Genomic DNA, 20,673 nt, shown 5'->3' on the forward strand with positions numbered 1-20,673 from the left:
GAGTTCGGCCCTCAAGTCGCTCACCGGAGCCGTCGGTACGCTCGAATCAGGAGCGAGACGGCCGTTCCGAAGCCCGGGATTCGGGACGAAAGCGCTGCTGCACCCAGCAGGAGTGCGCCGCTTTTCCGTCGTCCCTTCGCGAACTCCATGGCGGCGTCGATCAGCGTCGTCACGGTGCTTGCGTTTTTCAGTAGCTCCGATCGGCCGCGTGCAGGGCTCGTGGACATATCGAAGGCAACGACGACCGAGGTAAAACGAGCGGCGCTTGCATTTGCTGGCCAGATTGGTGATTGGACTCGAGAATTCGATGGTGTGGGTCAGTTGGCTTTCCTGGTCAGTGATACGCTTCGACAGTCGTACCGAGTGGAGTCTCCCGCTCGCGGATCTGTTTAGCATCGAAAGTGTATTTTCCATCGAGTGTGCCATAGTGCCGTGTGGCCAACAGAAGAACGTGGATTCCTGCCTCGGTCTACGTCACTGCCCTCTTTCTGCTGAGTATCGTGTTACTCGTAGCGCTTCCGCCCATGGGGATCGTCTGCGTAGTGATATTCGGGATCTACGTTGGACGACGGTTAGACCGAGTCGACCAGCTCGAGCAGCGGGTCGAATCGCTGGAAGAGCGACTCGAGGACCAGCAGTCGTAGCCGAGCAGTTCGAAATCGCCGGTCTTCCCCACTTGCTTTCGGGAGGGCTTCGCTTTGTCGTCCTCGCTGGCACTCTCGCCGTTCTCACGGTTCACTTCGTTCACCGCTCGCTTTTCGGGAGAACGTCGTTGCACTCCGTTCCCCTCCTCGCGGATCACGGCCGCTCCCCGCTCGGGTTCTCGAGGGAGCTTTCGCTACGCTCATACTGTCAGACAGAAGTCAATACGAAGTCGGTCGCGGATTCGCGGCCGTCTCCACCGGCGACGGCTCCAGCAGAGCGACCGATCGTCACGTCGTTCTGTCCGGCAGTCTCAGTCACCTTCGCCTCTCTCTATCGGCGCTCGAATCAAATTCCCCCACTCGGTCCAGGAGCCGTCGTAGTTGTGCACGTCCTCGAACTCGAGCAGTTCGTGCAACGCGAACCACGCAATCGCCGATCGTTCCCCCACGCGGCAGTAGGTGACGACCGACTTGTCGCCGTCGATCCCCGCGTCGGCGTAGGTCTCCTCGAGTTCGTCGGGACGCTTGAACCGACCATCGTCGCGCAGGTTGGTTGTGACGGGGACGTTCGACGCGCCGGGGATGTGCCCGCCGCGCTGGGCAGTCTCTTGCAGTCCTTCGGGGGCGATGATCTCGCCGGAGAACTCCTCCGGCGAGCGGACGTCGACCATCGGGATGCCGGCTTCGCGGGCCTTGTCCACGTCGTCCTTGTAGGCGCGGATACTCTCGAAGGGGCCGTTCGCGTCGTACACCTGCTCGGGGAACGCCGGTACCTCGTCGGTCAGCGGGTACTCCTCGTCGACCCAGTAGTCTTTCCCGCCATCGAGGACGCGGACATCGTCGTGGCCGTAGTATTTGAACTCCCAGTAAGCAAACAGGGCAAACCAGTTCGGAATCCAGCCGTCGCCGTAGAAGACGACCGTCGAGTCTTCGCTGATGCCGTGTTCACCGACCACGTCCTCGAACTCGTCTTTTTTCAGGATGTCGCGCTGGTTCTGGTCCGAGAGGTCCTCGTCCCACTGAAGCCCGATCGCACCCGGGACGTGTCCCTCGTCGTATCTCGAGGGGAAGTCGCCTTCCTCGGGGGATTCGGGACTGTTGACCTCGACGAGACGGTAGTCCGGGTCGTCGGACTGGAACGCCGCCAGGTGGTCTTCTACCCAATCGGCCGAAACCAGGACGTCGGTATCGTACTCCGTCATGCGTTCGACCGCCCCACGACCGGAGACAAATAACTAACAGCAGAAGCCAGCGTTGTCGGTACCTACGACGACCGACCGGCACTGCTAACACCTTCGAGCGACCAGCGACGAGCAACCCAATGCGACTCACACGACTGCTGACACCCGACGGACCGATATCGGGACGGTACGAGGACGGCGTCGTCTACGCCGACGACGGCACGTACGAGGTCGGCGTCGACGGCCGACTGCTGCCACCCTGCGAGCCGTCGACGCTGTACTGCGTCGGCCGCAACTTCGCCGAGACGCTCGAGCAGATGGAGTACGAACGACCCGAGGAACCGGACTTCTTCATCAAGCCGCCCACGGCGTTGCTGGGCCACGAGCAGCCGATTCCCTATCCCGAGTTCACCGACGAACTGACCTACGCCGGCGAACTCGCCGCAGTGATCGACGAACGCTGTCGTAACGTTGCTCCGGCGGAGGTTCCAGCGGTCGTCCGCGGCTACACCATCATGAACGACGTCGACGCACTCGACCAGCAGGGCCGGACCGCACGCAAGGCCTTCGACGGCTCCGGCCCGCTCGGGCCGTGGCTCGAGACCGACCTCGACCCCCACGGGATCGACATGCACACCGACGTCGCAGGCGAGCGCCGCCAGGAAGCCAACACCGAACTGATGCTGTTCGATCCCGACGAGATCGTTGCCTTCCTCTCGAGGCGGTTTACTCTCCGGCCGGGCGACGTCGTCGCGTTCGGCAGTCCCGCCAACCCGGGTCTCGTCGAACCCGGCGACAGCGTCGAGATTACATACGAGGGAGTCGGGACACTCCGGAACACGGTGGTCGGCTCAAGCGACTGAGACGGCTTACTGTAAACCATTTCCGGCGCAACTGATTCGGGCCACGGTTGCACTCTCGATGGCTTACAGCGGCCCGTACGAGACGATCTCCGGCTACTCACAGCGGCGTGGGCGGTTCGGTGTTTATTTCGAACTGTGCACCCCCGTCGGTGCTTTCGGTCGCCTCGACGGTCCAGCCGTGAGCATCGGCGATGCTCCTGACGATGGCGAGGCCGAAGCCGGTCCCCTCGCCCGTCGTCGAGTACCCTCGATCGAATATTTCCTGGCGCTGCGTCGGTGGGATACCCGGGCCGTCGTCTGCCAGATAGAACCCGTCGTCGTCCTCGAGGGGGCCGATTCGAATCGTCACGTCCTCGCCGCCGTGGGTGACGGCGTTCGAGAGGAGGTTCTCGATCAACTGGCGCAGACGCGACTCGTCGGCCTCAACGCGATGGTCACCGAGATCGACCTCCAGTGTTTCCCAGTTACTCGGTACTGTTTCACAGAGTGACTCGACCAGTGGCTCGAGCGCGACGGATTCTGTCTCGTCGACCTGTTGGCCCCTGCGTGCGAGCGTCAGCAGGTCGGTGATGAGCGCGTTCATTCGCTCGTGGGCGGCCTCGATCCGATCGAAGTCCGCCGACGAACAACTCTCGCGCCCGAGCTCGAGGGCGGCCTGTGCGACCGTCAACGGATTCCGGAGGTCGTGACTGACGATGGAGGTGAACTCCTCGAGGCGCGCGTTGGTCCGCTGGAGTTCCCGTTCTCGCTCTTTCCGTTCGGTGATGTCCTGGAACGCGCCGCGGGCACCGGTCAGGTTGCCATCGTCGTCGTACCACGGCGTTCCCACCGTCCGAACCCAGCGCGTCTCGTCTGTGTGCGTGACGATCCGCAACTCCAGATCGTAGTCGTCGCCCGTGGTCCACAGCCGCTCGAAGGCAGCCGTGATCCGCGCTCTGTCTCGAGGGTGATAGAAGTCGATTCCGTCCTCGATGGTCGGCTCGTACTCCGGGGGCAGTTCGTGAATGCGATAGACCTCGTCGGTCCATCGCATCGTCTCCGTCCGGAAATCGACTTCCCAGCCGCCGATGTCCGCAACCGACTGGATGTGTCGGAGAAACTCCCGTTTCTGCTCGAGTTCCCGCGTTCGTCGCTTGAGAGCCGTGATGTCTCTCCCTTCCGCAACGATCAGAACGACGTCCCCACGCTCGTCGGTGATCGGTCGAAGCGAGAAGTCGACGACGACCGTTTCGTCGGCCCCCTGTACCGTTTCGTCGTAGCGGACGAACTCACCGGTGGCTGCCACCTCGATCGCGTCTTGCAGACGCTCCTGGGTTTCGGCGTCGATCTGCCACCACTCGGACTCCCAGACTGGACGCCCGATCACGTCCTCACGGCCGAACCCACCGAACTCCAGCGCGGTGTCGTTTGCCTTCAGCAGCGTCCCGTCTGGATCTAACAGTCCGGTAAACTGGTAGGTCTGGTTGAAAATCGCGTCGTACTGGCGTTCGCGCTCTTTTTGCTCGGTGACGTTGCGCGTCGCACCGACGAGTTTCACGATCGCCCCGTCGACGACGACGGGACTGATTCGCGTCTCCCAGTAGGATCGTTCGTCGGGAACCGAAAGCACCTCCTCGTACTCGAGTGGCTCGTTCCTGGCGACGCACTGGCGGTAGTTCTCGAGAATGCGTTCACCCTCTTCGGGAGTGAAAACCGCCTGCAGTCGACGGCCACGGAGTTCGTCGTTCGTCAGCCCCGTGTGGGTTTCGTACACCGGATTGACTCGCTCGAGTCGAAACTCGTCTTCTGCTTCGTCGACGTCGACGAGAAAGAGCGCGTCCTGGGTGTTCTCGAATACGGTTTCTGCGAGTTCGACGTCGGACTGCTGACCCGGACGCTCGTCGCCGTCACGGACGATAATCGAGAGGCCGTCCTCGCCGGGATAGAGATGAACGCTGATCCGGGACTCGACCGGTTCACGGAGCAGCGTTTCGATCGAGCGTGACTCCTGGGTTGCCACGGCGTCACGGCAGTGTGACTCGAGTGCCGATCCGCGAAACACAGGAAAGACGTCCCAGAGCAGGTTGCCTTCGGCCTTCGTTGCTGGCGTTTCGCTCCAGGCTGCCATCTGCTCGTTCCAGTACGTGATCTGCCACTCGGCGTCTACCGCGCAGTGTGGGTCCGAGATGCGTTCGATCAATCGTTCGTAGTTCGGTCGTGTATCGGTCATCGGTTGGCTGCTGCAAACGTCGGCCGTGTGAACTGCACAGCGACTCTGGTTCCGTGAGTTATCCGGGCTGATTCGGTTAGGTTCCGTGCAACCACGGCGATCGAATGCTCGTCTCGTTCGGTTCGTGAAACGGCTCGAACGGTGGCCTCCCTCGACAGGACGAGTAGAGACGTCCGTTCACCGTAGGCCAGTTGCGTTTCCTGCGGGACGCTCGTTCGACGTTCGCACTGATTGGGTCGGCGTCGTTCGACGAGACGTTTCTGGCGACGTGGTGTGGGACGCGTTCAGCTATCGGTCGACGGCCGTGCGAATCCGATCGACCAGTTCGTCGAACTGGCCCGTCTCCGGTCCCTTCTGGACGTAGTCGGTCACGCCGGTCGCGATGGCTCGGCTAGCGATCGTCTCGCTCCCTCTGGCGGTGAAGACGATAAACGGAATGGACGCGTCTTCCTCGCGGACGACTTTCAGGAAGTCGAGGCCGCTGATACCTGGCATCTGGTAGTCGCTGACGATACAGTCGAACGACTCTCCCTCGAGTGTGGTTACTGCCTCGGCGGTGCTCGTTGCAGTGGTGACTGTCACGTCGTCGTTTTCGCGCTCGACGTAGGTCCCGACGGTTTCGGCGAGTCCAGGCTCGTCGTCGACGAGCAACACTCGAACGTCTGGATGTCGGTCGGTCTCTTTACGGCCTTCGAGCGCGCGGTCGAACCGGATCTGGTGGCGAACTGCGAGGTCGAGCCACTCGCCGATGTCGTCGTGAATACCATCCGATTCGACGATCTCCGCTTCTGGATCGTACGTAACGAGACAGTTGTCGACCAGTTTGGGAACGTGGACGTGCAGCAACGCCGTCCGTACGTGTTCGGGATCGAGTCCGTCGGAGCCGTCGAGTTCTGCGATGACGTCGACGAGTTCCGCGAGCGTTGCAGCCCTTTGCTGGCGAAGATGAAACAGTACAGTCCGTCGCTGCGGGTTGGAGAGTACGTCGAACAACGCGCTACTCGAGCGACCACCGTGACCGTCGGGATCGGTTACTCCGTTCACCATGTACGGTGGATACGAGCATACAAACATAAGTATTATTAAATTATTAAAGATATTATGTTTTTGGTGACGGTCTGGGAGATCGGCGGTTTCCTGTGGACCCGAGTCCTGGGCATACGTTTCGGTCGGCTACGGCACACGACCGTCCCCCGCCATCGCAGGAAGAAAAACACTTCCGCCCGCGCCCCCTCCCGGCTGACGTGAGTACCGAGGCTCCCCCGCGCGTCGAGGTTTATCCCGGTCGGGAAGTCGTCGTCGAGTTCGATCCCGACCTCACCTTCGAGTGCGTCGACGACTGCACCTGGTGTTGTCACCACGGCGTTCTCCTCTACGATCGGGACCTCCTCGAGCTCGCCCAGCGGGCCAACCTCGCCGAGAACACGACCGACTTCCGCGGCGAGAAGTTCGTCACCCGCGAGGAGAAAGACCGCGAGGACCACGTCGGCGACGACGGCTGTGCCTGTGCCTTCCTGCGGGAAGACGGCCTCTGTTCGCTGCACCTGGCGGACGACTGGAAACCGACGCGGTGTTCGGTCTTCCCGCTTGCCGTCTGGCGCGAGGACGGCAACCTCCACGTCGACATTCGCGACTCGGCCCACGACCACTGTGACGGGCTGAACGTCAGCGACCGCACAGTGATCGACAACCTCGAGGCGTTCCTACCGGAGCTGCTGTGGGAACTCGAGAACCCGGATTCGGATCGAGAACTGTGACCGCTGGTCCGTGTTACCAGCTCTCTCCAACCATTTAAACGTCTACCGTTCGTAGGTAGGCTGTGACAGAAAACTCCGGGCGACGGAACCTCCGTATGCCCAACAGCGATGAAGTATTCGCCGTCGTAACCGAACACCTCGGTGGGAACCACGTCCAGCTCCGATGCGAGGACGGCGAGGAACGTCTCGGCCGTATTCCCGGCCGGATGAAATACCGAACCTGGATCGAGCAAGACGACATCGTCGTCGCCGAACCCTGGGACTGGCAGGACGAGAAGGCTACCATCGAGTGGCGCTACACCAGTCAGGACGCCGACCAGCTCCGCCGCGAAGGCCATATCGACTGAACTTCATTTGCGATCGTGTCCGCGGTAGTACAGCTCTTTTTCGCCACAGTAGCACTGGCGCTTTCGAGAGCGAACGCTACTCCTGCCCAGATTGCCACTCGTCTCGTAGCAACCCGTACCAGCACATGTCGTGGTACTCGCCGCGATACCACGCCGCCTCTCGCAGCGTCCCCTCGTGTTCGAACCCGAGCGACTCCAGCAGCCCGATCGAAGCGTCGTTGAAACTCCCGACGCGAGCCTCGAGTCGCCGCAGGTTCCGGTCCTCGAACGCGTACTGTATCAGCCGTGCAGTCGCGTCGGAGCCGTACCCCTGGCCGTGGTGTTCGGGTGCGAACCAGTAGGCGATCTCTGCGGCCCGCGACCGGGACGTTTCGTCGGGACCGTACTGCGATCCCGTGAGGCTAAGGACGCCCAGCGGCTCTTCGTCGGTACAGGCCAGGCAGTGAACGCCGTCGGAACTCGAGAGGACGGTCTCGAAGAATTCCTCCCCCTGTTCGTAGTTCATCGGATCGATATCGAGTGCGGGACGCCACACTGCCGGATCGTTCATTACGCGATGGAGGAACTCGAGGTCCTCCCGTTCGATCGGGCGGAGCGTCACTGCGTTACCTTCCAGAAAGAGTGGACCAGGCATACCTCGTTTCGTGACAACGAGCGCAAATATTTTCTGGTGGCCTCACCAACGATGGAACACGCTCCCCCTGATTTATACGTCGGCCGTGTGACGTGTAGCTGCATATGAACGACGACGAGGACCTGCGCCAGGAGGTCCACCGTCTCCGTGACGACGTCGACGCCCTCCATCGTCGACTCGAGTCCCTCGAGGATCGACTCGATGCGAACGAGGATCGATCCGGGGATCGATCGACGGTAGCCGAAGCGACGGCTGATTCGCCCGCGGAAGACGTATCGAGCGCCGAGTGCGAGACCGATTCTGGCACGTCCACCATCGACGACGCCGAGCTACCGGACAAAACGCCCGCCGACAGTCGTGACTGGGAGTTCGCGGTCGGCGTTCGCTGGCTCGGCCTCGCGGGCGCGGCCGCGCTCGTGATCGGCGTCGCGTTTTTCGTTCAGTTGGCGATCGAAATCGGGCTGCTCGGCCCGCTCGGGCGTGTCGCCGTCGGGACACTCGGCGGCCTGGCGTTGTTCGGTGCCGGCCGCTACGCCGCGACGCGACAGGAGTACGTCCGCTGGGGGCGCATCGCCGCCGGCGCGGGGATGGCCGTCGCCTACCTCAGCGTCTACGCAGCCTACGGCTTCGAAGGCTACCGCGAGGCGATCGGGACGCCGCTGTGGGCCGTCCTCGCGGCGCTGACACTGCTGGTCGGCACGACGGCACTGGTCTCGATCCGGGATGGCGCACCACTGGTCGTCGGCGAAGCGTTCCTGCTTGGCTACGTCACCGCAGCCCTGAGCCTCGAGGCCGCGACGCTGGTCGTGACGCCCGCGTACCTCCTGTTGCTCGCCGGCGGAGTGGTCGCCGTTGCCACGGTCGAGCCATGGAGCCGGCTCGTCCTCTCGAGTACGTTCGCCACCTACGGCGTCTTCCTGCTGTGGCTGCTCGATCTCGAGCCGTCGGCGGCTGCCATCGCGACCGCGGCGATCCTGACGCTCCTGGTCTATCTCGCCGGGGGATACGTCCTGCGTGACGTGGAGTCGGCACGATTCGAGAACCGACGCTACCGCGCTCAGGTGATCGCACTCCCGTTGGTCAACGCCGCGTTCGGGACGCTGTTGCTCGAGAACGCCGTCGACGACGTGGCTCCCGACGCAGTCGGGCTCGGGGCAATCGCCGTCGCAGCCATCCTCGCGGGAGCCTACGCTGTCACCGACCGTCGACCGGTCCGGACCGACGGCACTGCCGCGGCAGGCTCCGTCGTCTTCCTCGCGCTCGGCGTCGTGGTCGTCGCCGACACGTTCGCGGGGACGGTCGGTGCGCTCGCGGTCGTCTGTGCCGGCGTCCTCGCAGCGACCCACCTCGAAGAGCCCGGCTTCCGGTACGGGAGTCACGCCGTCGCCGGGGCGACGGTCCTCAAACTACTCGCCGTCGACACGGACGAGTTGCCGGCGTTCGACGCTGCCGAACCGGTGGCGACGCTGACCGGCCGACCGGTCGCGTTCGCCCTCACGACCGCGGTCCTCTACGGGCTGGCGTGGTGGTTCGCTACCGACCGAGCGACGCTTTCTGTCGCAGAAAGCCGATACCTGCCGCCGCTCGAGGGAAGCTACGCGACCGTGGCGACCGGACTGGCCGTGCTCGTGCTTGCACTCGAGTTGTCCGGTCTCGGCGTCTCTGTCGCCTGGGTCCTGTTCGGACTCGTGTTGCTCACACTCGGTTTCACGCTCGACCGACGCGGGCTCCGAGCGCTGGCGATCGGCGTGTTCGGTCTCGCGACCGCGAAGGTCTTTCTCGTCGACACCCGCGATCTGGACACCGTCTCGCGGACGCTGTCGTTTCTCGTGCTGGGAGCCGTCCTGCTCGTCGCCTCCTACGCCTACGCGCGGTCCCGGCCGGACGTGAGTCTGGCTCTCGGCGACGCGCTCGGTCTCGAGGACGAGGAGTGCCGAGAGGGGGAGTGACGATTCATCGCGTCGCTTGCTTCCACTCTTTCAGTCCGAGGACGTTCCCGTCCAGTTCGTCTGTGCCGGCGTCGGTAGCTGCCCAGACGAACATCTCGGCGACGTGCTCGGGTTTCCGTCCACCCGCACCCGACAACTCGGTTTCGACCCGTCCTGGATCGAGACAGCCGACGACGTACTCGGTGTCGGCAGCGAACCCGCGGACCACGGCCTCGGCGGTCGCCTTCGAGACTGCGTACGAGCCATAACCTGGCTGTGCGTCGCGGGCGACGGCACCCGTGGGGACGAGCACGCGTGCGCCCTCCTCGAGGTGTGGCAGTGCCTCCCGAATCGTCGCGAAGACGCCTCGGCCGTTGGTCCGCCAGTGATCGTCGAACGCCGTGTACGACTCCTCGTCGGTCGGCGTCTCACCCGACTCGCCGTGATAAACGCCTGCCGCGGCGACGACGACGTCGATCCCGCTCGAGTCGCCGATTCGCGAGGCGGTCTCGACCAGTCGTTCGACGTCGAACTCGTCGCGGACGTCGGTCCGGAGACCGGTGACGGTCGCGTCGTCTGACTCGAGCGCTTCGACGGCTTCGTCGACCTCGTCGCCGTCTCGAGCGCCGACGACGACGGTTGCTCCGTTCGTGGCGAACGCGCCCGCGACGGCGCGTCCGATACCTCGCGTTCCACCAGTGACGACGACTGTTCCGTCCATACCATTCGATACGGTCGGAATATACAGGAACCCTACGGGTCGTCACAGTCCGAGATAAATACGTTAGTAAGTACGTTTTTCACGGCTGCAACGTTCAGTTGAGGTATGCAATCGCTTGCTGGTGATTCCATCGTCGTCGTCGGCGGTGGTATCGGGGGACTCTCGACGGCCTGTTATCTCGCCGACGCGGGTGCCGACGTGCGAGTTATCGAGAAAAACGAGCAACTGGGAGGTCGTGCGAGTCGCCTCGAGACGGACGGCTTCGAGTTCGACATGGGGCCGTCGTGGTACCTGATGCCCGACGTCTTCGAGCGGTTCTTCGCGGATTTCGATCGAGAGCCGTCAGAGTACTACGGGCTCACCCACCTGGACCCACACTACCGGATCTTCTTCAAAGACGAAGACAGGGTCGACGTGACTCCTGATCTCGAACGCACGAAAGATGTCTTCGAGGAGTACGAGCAGGGCGCGGGCGAGACGCTCGAGCGCTATCTCGAGAAGTCACGGGAGAACTACGAGATTGGGATGAAACACTTCGTCTACGAGGACCGGGAGCGACTCCGGGACTATCTGGACCTGGACGTCGCCCGACAGGCGCGGGGGCTCTCGCTGCTGGGATCGATGCAGGGCCACGTCGAGAACTACTTCGATCACCCGAAACTCCAGCAGATAATGCAGTACACGCTGGTGTTTCTGGGGGGCTCACCGAAGAACACGCCGGCGCTGTACAATCTGATGAGCCACGTCGACTTCAACCTCGGCGTCTGGTATCCCGAAGGCGGAATGAAAAGCGTCGTCGACGGCATCGCCGACCTCGGCCGGGAGCTGGGCGTCGAGTACGACACCAACCGACCGGCGACGGCGATCAAGGGACGTGAAGGAGCGTTCCTCGTCGAGACGCCCGAGGGGCCGCTCAAGCCAGATCTGGTCGTCTCGAACACCGATTACGCCCACGCCGAACAGGAGTTGCTCGCGCCCGATCAACGTGGCTACGACGCCGACTACTGGGAGTCACGGACGTACGCCCCCTCCGCATTCTTGCTGTATCTCGGCGTCGAGGGCGACGTCGACGAGCTCGCCCACCACACGCTCGTCCTCCCGACCGACTGGGACCACCACTTCGATCAGATCTTCGAGGACCCACAGTGGCCCGACGACCCTGCCTACTACGTCTGTGTCCCCTCGGAGACCGACGACGCCGTCGCTCCCGAGGATCACAGCAACCTGTTCGTGCTGGTCCCGATCGCGCCGGGACTCGAGGACACGCCCGAGATCCGCGACCGGTATCGCGACGACGTGCTCGACGACCTCGCGGAGAACACTGGAACCGACCTCCGTGACCGGATCGTCCTCGAGGAGCGGTTCTGCATCGAGGACTTCGCCGACCGGTACAACAGCAACCAGGGGACGGCGCTTGGCCTCGCTCACACGCTTCGACAGACGGCACTGTTCCGCCCGCCACACCGCTCGAAGGAGGTCGACGGACTCTACTTCGTCGGCGGCGATACGACGCCCGGCATCGGCGTTCCGATGTGTCTTATCAGCGGCGAAGTGACGGCCGAGAAGGTGCTCGAGGACTACGGCCGATGACGACTCAGACTGCTCGACTGTGAGAACGATGACGGAAACGACTGCCTCGGGACGCGACGATCGACTCGTCGCTCACTTCCGATACTTGCTGGTGCTGTCGCGGCCGCGGTTCTGGCTCTACCTGGCGGGACCGGTACTGGTCGGCGTCGCCTACGCGGCCGGGACCACTGCCGACCTGTTTGCACCTGCGGCTGTCGTCCTCTTTGGCTACTTTCTGGTCCCGGCGAACGTCTTCCTCTACGGCGTCAACGACATCTACGACCGCGAGATCGACGCCGAGAACCCGAAGAAAGACGACCGTGAGGTGCGGTACGGTGGCCAACGATACGTGCCGATTGCCGTCGTGGTCTGTGGCGTGTTCCCCTTGCTGTTCGTGTCCGTCGTTCCGACGGCAGCCTGGCCGTGGATCGTCGCGTTCCTCTTTCTGGGGGCGGCCTACAGCGCGCCCCCGTTTCGATTCAAGACGACGCCGCTGCTGGATTCGGTCTCGAACGGGCTCTACGTGGCACCCGGCGTGGCGGCCTACGCGGCCGTCGCCGGGACCCAGCCCCCTGTTCTCGCAATTCTGGGCGGCTGGCTGTGGGCGATGGGAATGCACACCTTTTCGGCCATCCCCGACATCGAACCTGACCGTGCGACCGGGACCCGAACGACAGCGACGGCACTCGGCGAGCACCGAACCTACGCCTACTGTGGCGCGTGCTGGCTGGCGAGCGCCGTCGCGTTCGGCGCGATCGACTATCGGCTCGGGGCCGTCATGCTGGTCTACCCCGGACTGATCGCAGGAATCGTCGTCTCGAACGTCGCCGTCGATCGGGCCTACTGGTGGTTCCCGGCCATCAACACCGCCGTCGGTACGCTGCTGACGGTCGGTGGGCTCTGGAGGGTCGTCCATGGATAACACGAACGCGACGAATCACGACAGACGAGAGACGAGCGGACGACGCGGAGCCGTCCAGCGTCGTCTCGAGGCGCTCATTCGGCAGAATCGGTTCACGATCGCCGTCGTCTTCCCGGTCGTCGGCGCGGTGACACTGGTCGCGAGCGCGGAGGGGTGGCTCCCGGAGCCACTCGCGTACAACCCCCTGTTTATCCTGTTTGGAACGGCGGTCATGCGTTCGCCGCTACTCGTCGGGGTCCTCCCGCGGATCGGCTGGTGGGCGCTGGGCTGTCTCGGCGTTCTGACGGCATACACCTACGCGATCGAGGTGGTCGGCGTCCGGACGGACTGGCCCTACGGTGCCTTCGAGTACACGATCCAGCTCGGGCCGATGCTGCTGGGGGAGGTGCCGATCGCGCTTCCGCTGTTTTTCATCCCACTGGTGCTGAACGCCTACCTGCTGACGCTGCTGGTGCTTGGTGACTGGAGCGACCGACTCCTGGTGAGGGTCCCAGTCGCGATTGCGGCCGTCGTCGCCATCGACGTCGTTCTCGACCCGGCGGCCGTCGCCATCGGTTTCTGGGCCTTCGAGTCCGGCGGGTTCTACGGGGTCCCCCTCTCGAACTACGCCGGCTGGGTGCTGTCGGGGACCGTCGCCGTTGCGCTCGTCGATCTCGCGTTCGAGCGATCTGGACTGCTAGAGCGGGTCCGGGTGTGTGAGTTCATGCTGGACGACCTGGTGAGTTTCGTGTTGCTGTGGGGGTCGATCAACCTCCTGTACGGGAACTGGCTCGCCGCGGGTGTCGCTGGGTTGTTCTGTCTCGGCCTGTTCAGCACCGACCGATACGACCGTGAGATGGTGCTGACGGCGCTTCCCCGGTTCGATCCGGACCCCTCGAGCGGACCGCGAAACTGACGGCATCGTCCGCCGGCCGTCCGCTGACGTCGTCTTTTCTTCGCAACACGACCGTCTAGCACGTAACAATTAACACGCCGTAAACTGATGTGAATATCGTGGTTTACGAGACAGCGAACCGAGTGATCGACGAGGCGGTGACGCGCGTGCTCGACGGCGAGTCGCTCGATCGAACCGACGGACTGGCGCTGATCGCCCAGCCGGTCGACGAACTCGCCGCGGCGGCGGACTACGTCCGGGAACAGTTCGGCGACGGGACGGTCGATGCCTGTTCGATCGTCAACGCGAAAGCCGGCAACTGCGCCGAGGACTGTGGGTTCTGTGCCCAGTCCGTCCACTTCGATACGGGTATCGACACCCACGACTTCCTCGAGCCCGAGGAGATTCTCGAGGCCGCAAAACGCGCCGAACGGGACGGTGCCCAGCGGTTCGGCATCGTCGTCGCAGAGAAAGGCGTCTCCAAGCAGCACCGTCCCGAGGAGTGGCGAGACGTCATCCGGGCGATTCGCCTGGTACGGGACGAAACCGACGTCGAGATCGACGCGTCGCTTGGCATTCTGACCGAAGACGAAGCCGAAACCCTCGCCGAGGAGGGAATCGATCACTACAATCACAACGTCGAAACCTCGCCGCGATTTTTCCCGGAGATCGTCGACACCCACAGCTTCGAGGACCGAGTGAAGACGCTCGAAATCGCCAAGAACGCAGGCATGGACCTCTGTGCGGGCGTCATCCTCGGAATGGGTGAGACGCCGACCGACCGCGTCGAAGCGGCCATCGCGTTACAGGAGATTGGGATTTCGTCGCTTCCCGTGAACGTGCTCAACCCCGTTCCGGGAACGCCGCTTGCCGAGCGACTTGGCGGCTCGGCGGATATATCGACGGCAGAGATCGTCGAGACGGTCGCGGTCTATCGACTGCTTCACCCGACCGCGAGAGTTCGCCTGACTGGCGGGCGAGAGGCGAACCTCGAGCCCGACGAACAACACCTGCCGCTGGAAGCCGGTGCCGACGGCCTCCTCACCGGCGACTACCTCACGACGGGCGGCCAGTCGCCGGACGAGGACCTCGAGATCATCGAACGCGCCGGCATGCGCCCGAACATGGACGCAAACGAGTTCGATCCCGATGCGGTACGTACGCGGGCCGACGAACCCGTTCGCGACCGTGACGGAGCCGACATCGACGCAGCCGCGGAACCGAACGCAGCAACCGACCAAACCGACTGAGACAGCATGACGGAGATCACCTTTGCGGTACTGGGAACCGGTGGTATCGGCCGACGAACGCTCGAGGTTAGCCAGCACGCGGACGGGCTCGTCCCGGTCGCGGCCTGTGACCGGAACGGAATCGCCGTCGATCACAACGGACTCGACGTCGACGAACTGCTCGCGGCAACGGAGGGGAACGTCGCGGGCGACGGCCGCGGCGACACTGCGGGACCGGACGCGACGACCGACGGCGGCGTCGAGGCAAGCGGGACGGGAGGCGGCGTCAAACAGACCGGTGACGGAGCGGGCGTCGTCGCCTCCGAGCAGGGGGAGCCGACCGATACGCCGATCGACGACGTGATCGCGGAGTCGGAGCCGATCGACGCCGTCCTTATCGCGTTGCCGAACCTCGAGCACGATTTCATCCCCCGCATCGCCGATCGGTTCGTCGACGCTGGCTACGCCGGCGTGCTCGTGGACGTGCTCAAGCGCTCGCGGGTCATCGACATGCTCGACGAGCGCGCGGAGACCTTCGAGGACGCCGGGATCACGTTCGTCTGTGGTGCCGGTGCGACGCCGGGGTTGCTGACGGGCGCAGCGGCGCTTGCCGCTCAGTCGTTCGTCGAGGTACAGGAGGTCGACATCTGGTGGGGTGTCGGTCTCAAGTCCGGCTACGAGGACAACCGCGGGACCGTCCGCGAGGACATCGCTCACCTCGACGGCTACGACGTCGAAACTGCCCGGTCGCTCAGCAAAGACGAAATCGAGGAGCTCGTCGAGGAACACGACGGCGTCCTGGAGTTTCACGACATGGAACACGCCGACGACGTTCTGCTGGAACGGGCGGGAATCTGTGACGCCGACGATGTCTCCGTCGGCGGCATTCTCGACGTCCGCTCGGACGAGAAACCGACCACGACGACCGTCAGCGTGACCGGGACGACGTTCGACGGTGAGACGGCGACCAACACGTTCCAACTCGACGACGACACGAGCATGGCGGCCAACGTGAACGGTCCCGCGCTGGGCTACATGAAAGCGGGCGTAATGCGCCACCGCGTCGGCGACGACGGCGTCTACGGCCCCGCAGAACTGATGCCGCGGTTTTGACTCCGAGAGACCATGACCGAGTACGGATTCGATCTCCGACGCCGACTCGAGGCCCGCGACCGGAACGGATTGCGACGCGACCTCGAGCCGGCCGAACGGGTCGCGTCGCGGACGCGGTTCGCGCCGGACCCTCGCGGTCGCGGCGGGGCCGTCGACTTCGACGAGCCGGCACTCGTCTTCGCGTCCAACAACTACCTCGGGCTGGCACGGGACCGACGCGTACAGCGTGCCGCGGAGCGAGCGATCCACGGCGTCGGTACCGGCGCTGGAGCGAGCAGACTCGTCACTGGAGATACCAGCCTGCACCGTGCGCTGGAACGTGATCTTGCAGCGTGCAAGCGGACGGAACGGGCGCTCGTTTTCTCTTCGGGCTACGCCGCCAACGTCGGGACGATCGCAGCACTCGAGCCCGATCGCCTCTTTTCGGACGCGCTCAACCACGCCAGCATCATCGACGGCTGCCGGCTCGCGGATGCGGAGACGGTCGTCTACGATCACTGTGACCCCGACGACCTCGCCGCGAAATGCGACTCGGCTGCTACCGAGGCAGCCCCCGACGAACAGTGGCTCATCGTGACCGATTCCGTGTTCAGCATGGACGGCGACGTCGCACCGCTCGAGGCGCTCTGTGAGATCGCCGAAACGTACGGTGCGTGGCTCATGGTCGACGAGGCCCACGCCACGGGGCTGTTCGACGACGGCGGTGGCGTCGTCCAGCGGGAAGGGCTGAGCGACCGCGTCGACGTCCAGATGGGGACGCTCTCGAAGGCACTGGCCAGCCAGGGCGGCTACGTCGCGGGAAGCGAGCCGCTCGTAGAGCATCTCCTCAACGACGCCCGCTCGTTCGTCTACTCGACCGGGCTCGCACCGCCGGCCGTCGGCGCGGCCCGAGAGGCGCTACGGATCGCCCGAGAGGAAGACCGAGCCGACCGGCTCTGGGAGACGGTCGAGCGGCTCCGCGAGGGTCTCGAGACGGCCGGATACGTGGTCCTCGGGGAGTCTCACGTGCTTCCGGTCCTGGTCGGCGACCGCGAACTGGCGGTCGAACTCGCCGGTCGCGTCCGCGACCACGGGGTCGTCGCCCCGCCGATCCGTCCGCCGACCGTCCCGGAGGGAGAAAGCAGGATTCGCGTCGCGCCGATGGCGACACACGATCGAGACGACGTCGACGCCTGCCTCGAGGCGTTCGAGGAGGCCGGCCGGGCCGTGGGGGTGTTGCCGTGATGACCGATCCCGTCGATCCCGGGACCGGCGTCTTCGTCGCTGGAACCGGAACCGGCGTCGGCAAGACCGTCGTCACCGCCGGCCTGACCGGCTGGCTCCGAAGCGAAGGGGTCGCTGCTCACGCTATCAAACCGGCACAGACCGGTGCACCCGAAGACGACGACGCAGGGACGGTTGCCGACGTCTGTGACGAGCCAACTGCGTCGACGTGTCTCCGGCGACTGGAACCACCGCTTGCACCCCGCGTCGCGGCGTCGGTCACAGATGAATCGCTCTCCTACGACGACATCGTGGCTGGCTGTCGCTCGCTGGCCGCTGACGAGACGGTCACGATCGTCGAAGGAATCGGCGGCGTTCGAGTCCCACTCGCCGACGGCTACGAAGTGCTCGACCTCGCTGCCGACCTCGGCTTTCCCGCCATCGTCGTCGCCCGTTCCGGGCTCGGAACGCTGAACCACACCGCGCTAACCGTGGCTGCACTCGAGAACCGGGGGCTGTCCGTCGCCGGGATCGTTCTCAACGAGTACGAAGGGGAGACGCTGGCCGAGCGGACGAACCCCGCGGAACTCGAGCGAATGACGGCCACACGAGTCGCGACCGTCCCGCCGCTCGAGGTCGACGATGGCGGGGCGGTCGTCGACGGCGTCCGGCAGAACGTTCCGTCGTCATTACTGCCAGTCGCTCTCGAGTAGCGGCCGGGTTTCCGGACGGCACACAACAGCCGACGAGTCCCGACTACTGCGTCGGTACGCTGTCGCCCGGCTCGTGACTGTGAAGGTCCGGCTCGGTCCCGGGTTCGGCGGTCGGGACCGCCGAGACGCGCTGGAACACTGCCTCGGGGTCGCGGTTCCAGTGCCAGTGCCAGCGGGTCTTTGCGACACACCACAGTTTCCGGGTCGTCGACAGCGACGGCTCGGAAGAGAGGACGTCGTACTCCTGCTCGCGGATGAGCGCGTGGTGTTCGGCGTACAGCACCGCCGCCAGGAGGACGGGAAGCTGGCAATCTTCGGGGAGATATCGGATGCCTGCGACGCCGTCCCGGTAGAGTTCTTCGGCCCGCTCGAGTTCGTGAGCCATCGCCCGTGCAAACGAGTCGGTGTACTCGAGGGTCTCGATGTCCTCGTTCGGGACGCCGTACTCGCGAAGCGTCTCCTGTGGAAGGTAGATCCGGTCGCGGCCGAGGATGTCTTCACGGACATCACGAAGGAAGTTCGTCAATTGAAACGCCTCGCCGAGTTTGACGGCGTGGGGAAGCGCCGCCTCTTCCATCTCGGGTTCCATGATCGCGGTCATCATCACACCGACGGCCGCGGCCGACCCGCGCATGTACGACTCGAGGTCGGCGTATGTTTCGTAGTGGCTCTTCGTGATGTCGGTCGCCATCGCGTCGACGAACTCGTCGACTTCCTCGTCGTCGATGCCGTACTGTGTTTTGAGCTCCTGGAACGCCTCGAGAACCGGGTCTTCCGGCTCGGCTTCGCCGAGTGCCTGGGCGCGCAACGACTCGAGTTCGGCTCGCTGGTCTGGTGGAGAGACGCCGTCTGCGTCGTCGACGACCTCGTCGGCGATCCGGAAAAACGCATAGAGGACGTGCGTGGCGTGACGAACGCGCTTTGGCAAGAATCTGGTCGCGAGATAGAACGTCTTTCCGGTGCGCTTCTGGATCTCCTTCCCTTCGTCTACGTGTTCCCGTTTCATTTCTAACTCGGATGCACCGCGAGGCACCGTGATATCCACGGTACAACACGTGCGTATAAAATAACTACCCCTCACTAGTAGGGTCGACGGCGAACAGTTCTGCGAGCAGTTTCTGCTGGGCGGCCCGGAGATGCTGGTGAAACGTCGACCGGGAGACACCCATCGATTCGGCGAGCTCCTCACCCGAGGTGCCACGAGGCCACTCGAAGTACTCCGAGTAGAACGCCTTCCGAAGAGCCATCGCCTGCCGATCGGTCAGTTCCGAGTCGAGTTTCGCAAGCACGTCCCGTGGCGTCTGCGTCGGCTGGTCGGACTCGTGATAGCTGAGCAGCTCGACCCGATCGTACCGCTCCTCTAAGACGTTGTAGATGGATCGGGTCGACTGGCCGTTCGGTAACTGGAGTGCCAGATCGACGACGCGATTGTTGGGGGCGGCGTCGAGTCGCTGAATAACGCCACCGTGATCGCCAATCGCCGTGACGACGTCGTCTGACAGCGCCAACTCGAGTAACGCCCCGTCTCCGTACTCCGAGAGCACCGTGGCCTCCGTAACTCCATCGAGACTGGCCGCGACGTCGGCGACGCCGTCCCGCTGGTCGACGTAGAAGAACGCGAGTGCCGTCCCGTCCCGGTCGTAGGTCAGTCCACGGTACGTCACGGACGCCTCGAGATCGGTCGCGAGCGCACCGACGAACAGTGAGGAGTCCTCGATTGCGACCTCGAGTTCGACGACAGTCTCCGTCGTTAGCATCCGTCGCGCTTCGATCGCGTTCATCGCCGTCGACACCGTCCCAGCAAGCGACTCGAGGACGAGCAGTTCCCTGTCGTCGACGACTTCAGCCTCCTCGGCGAACAACACGAGCACGCCGTAGGTAACGTCGCCGTACTCGAGCGGGACGGCAGCCACCGACTGGAACCACTCGCCCGCACCCGTCGGCCACCACTGGTCGGCGTCCTCGAACGTCCCGACGTCCTGGATGACCTGCGATTCGCCCGCGTCGAGTGCGCTGACGGCTGGGTGGGTTTCGTCCGACGAGAGCACGAGTTCGTCAGTCTCGAGTGGCACGTCGTCGCGGCCGGCCCACTCGCGCGGGGAGATTCGCTGTGCCGTGACGTCGACGCGGCCGACCCAGGCGAGAACGTAGGGGTCGGTGGCCGTGAGCCGCTGACAGACACGGCGTTCGATTTCGTCGCGACTCGTCGCACCGACCGCCGCGTCGGTAACATCGCGAACAAGTCCGTCGACCCGCTCGAGGACGTGCTCGAGGGACTGCTGTTCTTCTCTGAGGCGCTGGGCTGCCTCGTCGGCCTCGATCTCTGCTAGCTTTCGGTCGGTGATCTCGAGATGGAGGACCGCCACCCGATCCTCCCCATCGACAGTAAACCGGCTTGCTCGCATCAGGAACCACTGTTTTTGGGCGGGCGTCTGGCAGGGATACTCCATCGAAACCGAGTCGCGGTCGCCCGCGAGGACGGCCTCGAGGCCGTCGGCTGCGCGGCGTGCGTACTCGTCTTGCTCGGCCATCCTGGCAGTCGCGACGTAGTTGACCCCCACGTGGTCTGTTTTGCCGTCACGGTCGAGTTCGTCCCACGCACGATTCGTCAGGAGGATATTGCCATTACCGTCGAGCACGGCGACGGTAATCGGCAGTGTATCGAGGGCCGCTTCGGCGAGTGCGTCCCGGGTAGCCATCGCTAGCCACTACGGGATGGAGCATCTTAACGAACTGGGGCTCGAGCTAACGGCAGGCGTTGCTCGA

20 protein-coding genes are annotated in these 20,673 nt (G+C 64.2%); 12 read left to right on the forward strand and 8 right to left on the reverse strand.

Annotation, left to right across the window (positions count from 1 at the left end):
* Positions 1-20 precede the first annotated feature (20 nt).
* A complete protein-coding gene (locus NATGR_RS10695) occupies positions 21-227 on the reverse strand; it encodes a hypothetical protein (RefSeq protein WP_005579201.1) in 207 nt (68 codons plus the stop codon).
* 207 nt (positions 228-434) lie between these two features.
* Here NATGR_RS10695 and NATGR_RS10700 point away from each other — a divergent pair, with 207 nt between their 5' ends.
* Positions 435-644: a hypothetical protein gene (locus NATGR_RS10700; protein ID WP_005579203.1), complete on the forward strand. Its 210-nt coding sequence runs from the start codon at positions 435-437 to the stop codon at positions 642-644.
* A gap of 311 nt (positions 645-955) precedes the next feature.
* Here NATGR_RS10700 and NATGR_RS10705 read toward each other — a convergent pair whose 3' ends face one another.
* Positions 956-1,846, reverse strand: coding sequence for a sulfurtransferase (locus NATGR_RS10705; RefSeq protein WP_005579205.1), 891 nt, complete (start codon positions 1,844-1,846; stop codon positions 956-958).
* Positions 1,847-1,965: 119 nt separating this feature from the next.
* Between NATGR_RS10705 and NATGR_RS10710 the strand changes: the two genes are divergently transcribed.
* Positions 1,966-2,688: a fumarylacetoacetate hydrolase family protein gene (locus NATGR_RS10710; RefSeq protein WP_005579207.1), complete on the forward strand. Its 723-nt coding sequence runs from the start codon at positions 1,966-1,968 to the stop codon at positions 2,686-2,688.
* A gap of 97 nt (positions 2,689-2,785) precedes the next feature.
* Here NATGR_RS10710 and NATGR_RS10715 read toward each other — a convergent pair whose 3' ends face one another.
* Entirely contained in the window at positions 2,786-4,897 is a 2,112-nt protein-coding gene (locus NATGR_RS10715; RefSeq protein WP_005579209.1) for a PAS domain-containing sensor histidine kinase, read from the reverse strand.
* Positions 4,898-5,185: 288 nt separating this feature from the next.
* Positions 5,186-5,944: a response regulator gene (locus NATGR_RS10720; RefSeq protein ID WP_005579210.1), complete on the reverse strand. Its 759-nt coding sequence runs from the start codon at positions 5,942-5,944 to the stop codon at positions 5,186-5,188.
* A 197-nt stretch (positions 5,945-6,141) separates the two neighbouring features.
* Between NATGR_RS10720 and NATGR_RS10725 the strand changes: the two genes are divergently transcribed.
* Together NATGR_RS10725 and NATGR_RS10730 are read left to right on the forward strand one after the other, a co-directional pair.
* Complete coding sequence (locus NATGR_RS10725; RefSeq protein ID WP_005579212.1) at positions 6,142-6,654, forward strand: YkgJ family cysteine cluster protein; 513 nt, start codon at positions 6,142-6,144, stop codon at positions 6,652-6,654.
* 62 nt (positions 6,655-6,716) lie between these two features.
* Positions 6,717-7,001, forward strand: coding sequence for a translation initiation factor eIF-1A (locus tag NATGR_RS10730; RefSeq protein ID WP_074929683.1), 285 nt, complete (start codon positions 6,717-6,719; stop codon positions 6,999-7,001).
* Positions 7,002-7,077: 76 nt separating this feature from the next.
* Here the strand turns inward: NATGR_RS10730 and NATGR_RS10735 are convergent, their stop codons facing one another.
* Positions 7,078-7,635, reverse strand: coding sequence for a GNAT family N-acetyltransferase (locus NATGR_RS10735; protein ID WP_005579239.1), 558 nt, complete (start codon positions 7,633-7,635; stop codon positions 7,078-7,080).
* A gap of 104 nt (positions 7,636-7,739) precedes the next feature.
* On the opposite strand from NATGR_RS10735, the gene NATGR_RS10740 reads away from it, so the two are divergent.
* Positions 7,740-9,584, forward strand: coding sequence for a DUF2339 domain-containing protein (locus NATGR_RS10740; RefSeq protein WP_005579242.1), 1,845 nt, complete (start codon positions 7,740-7,742; stop codon positions 9,582-9,584).
* Positions 9,585-9,588: 4 nt separating this feature from the next.
* Here the strand turns inward: NATGR_RS10740 and NATGR_RS10745 are convergent, their stop codons facing one another.
* A complete protein-coding gene (locus tag NATGR_RS10745) occupies positions 9,589-10,284 on the reverse strand; it encodes an SDR family NAD(P)-dependent oxidoreductase (protein WP_005579244.1) in 696 nt (231 codons plus the stop codon).
* A gap of 105 nt (positions 10,285-10,389) precedes the next feature.
* Between NATGR_RS10745 and NATGR_RS10750 the strand changes: the two genes are divergently transcribed.
* The 7 genes from NATGR_RS10750 to bioD all read left to right on the forward strand — a co-directional run bounded on the left by NATGR_RS10750 (position 10,390) and on the right by bioD (position 17,907).
* Positions 10,390-11,874, forward strand: coding sequence for a phytoene desaturase family protein (locus NATGR_RS10750; protein ID WP_005579246.1), 1,485 nt, complete (start codon positions 10,390-10,392; stop codon positions 11,872-11,874).
* Between the two features lie 28 nt (positions 11,875-11,902).
* Complete coding sequence (locus NATGR_RS10755; protein WP_005579248.1) at positions 11,903-12,775, forward strand: prenyltransferase; 873 nt, start codon at positions 11,903-11,905, stop codon at positions 12,773-12,775.
* A complete protein-coding gene (cruF, locus tag NATGR_RS10760; protein WP_005579250.1) occupies positions 12,768-13,670 on the forward strand; it encodes a bisanhydrobacterioruberin hydratase in 903 nt (300 codons plus the stop codon). The genes NATGR_RS10755 and cruF overlap by 8 nt, the downstream gene beginning before the upstream one ends.
* A 98-nt stretch (positions 13,671-13,768) precedes the next feature.
* Entirely contained in the window at positions 13,769-14,899 is a 1,131-nt protein-coding gene (gene bioB / locus NATGR_RS10765) for a biotin synthase BioB (protein WP_015233577.1), read from the forward strand.
* 6 nt (positions 14,900-14,905) lie between these two features.
* Complete coding sequence (locus NATGR_RS10770) at positions 14,906-15,991, forward strand: hypothetical protein (RefSeq protein WP_005579254.1); 1,086 nt, start codon at positions 14,906-14,908, stop codon at positions 15,989-15,991.
* Positions 15,992-16,003: 12 nt separating this feature from the next.
* A complete protein-coding gene (locus tag NATGR_RS10775) occupies positions 16,004-17,215 on the forward strand; it encodes an aminotransferase class I/II-fold pyridoxal phosphate-dependent enzyme (RefSeq protein WP_005579256.1) in 1,212 nt (403 codons plus the stop codon).
* Positions 17,215-17,907, forward strand: coding sequence for a dethiobiotin synthase (gene bioD / locus NATGR_RS10780; protein ID WP_005579258.1), 693 nt, complete (start codon positions 17,215-17,217; stop codon positions 17,905-17,907). The genes NATGR_RS10775 and bioD overlap by 1 nt, the downstream gene beginning before the upstream one ends.
* Positions 17,908-17,950: 43 nt before the next feature.
* On the opposite strand, the gene NATGR_RS10785 is transcribed toward bioD, so the two are convergent.
* A complete protein-coding gene (locus tag NATGR_RS10785; protein ID WP_005579260.1) occupies positions 17,951-18,913 on the reverse strand; it encodes a phytoene/squalene synthase family protein in 963 nt (320 codons plus the stop codon).
* A 64-nt stretch (positions 18,914-18,977) separates the two neighbouring features.
* Positions 18,978-20,606 (reverse strand): bacterio-opsin activator domain-containing protein, encoded by a 1,629-nt coding sequence (locus NATGR_RS10790; protein ID WP_005579262.1) that lies wholly within the window; start codon positions 20,604-20,606, stop codon positions 18,978-18,980.
* Positions 20,607-20,673: the final 67 nt, after the last annotated feature.

This window comes from Natronobacterium gregoryi SP2 (genome assembly GCF_000230715.2).
GTDB lineage: Archaea > Halobacteriota > Halobacteria > Halobacteriales > Natrialbaceae > Natronobacterium > Natronobacterium gregoryi.

Coding starts and splice junctions, on each gene's coding strand:
- NATGR_RS10775 (WP_005579256.1), top strand. CDS start 16,004: ATGACCGAGTACGGATTCGATCTCCGACGCCGACTCGAGGCCCGCGAC.
- NATGR_RS10790 (WP_005579262.1), bottom strand. CDS start 20,606: ATGGCTACCCGGGACGCACTCGCCGAAGCGGCCCTCGATACACTGCCG.
- NATGR_RS10785 (WP_005579260.1), bottom strand. CDS start 18,913: ATGAAACGGGAACACGTAGACGAAGGGAAGGAGATCCAGAAGCGCACC.
- NATGR_RS10770 (WP_005579254.1), top strand. CDS start 14,906: ATGACGGAGATCACCTTTGCGGTACTGGGAACCGGTGGTATCGGCCGA.
- NATGR_RS10695 (WP_005579201.1), bottom strand. CDS start 227: ATGTCCACGAGCCCTGCACGCGGCCGATCGGAGCTACTGAAAAACGCA.
- NATGR_RS10710 (WP_005579207.1), top strand. CDS start 1,966: ATGCGACTCACACGACTGCTGACACCCGACGGACCGATATCGGGACGG.
- NATGR_RS10705 (WP_005579205.1), bottom strand. CDS start 1,846: ATGACGGAGTACGATACCGACGTCCTGGTTTCGGCCGATTGGGTAGAA.
- cruF (WP_005579250.1), top strand. CDS start 12,768: ATGGATAACACGAACGCGACGAATCACGACAGACGAGAGACGAGCGGA.
- NATGR_RS10715 (WP_005579209.1), bottom strand. CDS start 4,897: ATGACCGATACACGACCGAACTACGAACGATTGATCGAACGCATCTCG.
- bioD (WP_005579258.1), top strand. CDS start 17,215: ATGACCGATCCCGTCGATCCCGGGACCGGCGTCTTCGTCGCTGGAACC.
- NATGR_RS10740 (WP_005579242.1), top strand. CDS start 7,740: ATGAACGACGACGAGGACCTGCGCCAGGAGGTCCACCGTCTCCGTGAC.
- NATGR_RS10720 (WP_005579210.1), bottom strand. CDS start 5,944: ATGGTGAACGGAGTAACCGATCCCGACGGTCACGGTGGTCGCTCGAGT.
- NATGR_RS10745 (WP_005579244.1), bottom strand. CDS start 10,284: ATGGACGGAACAGTCGTCGTCACTGGTGGAACGCGAGGTATCGGACGC.
- NATGR_RS10735 (WP_005579239.1), bottom strand. CDS start 7,635: ATGCCTGGTCCACTCTTTCTGGAAGGTAACGCAGTGACGCTCCGCCCG.
- NATGR_RS10750 (WP_005579246.1), top strand. CDS start 10,390: ATGCAATCGCTTGCTGGTGATTCCATCGTCGTCGTCGGCGGTGGTATC.
- NATGR_RS10755 (WP_005579248.1), top strand. CDS start 11,903: ATGACGGAAACGACTGCCTCGGGACGCGACGATCGACTCGTCGCTCAC.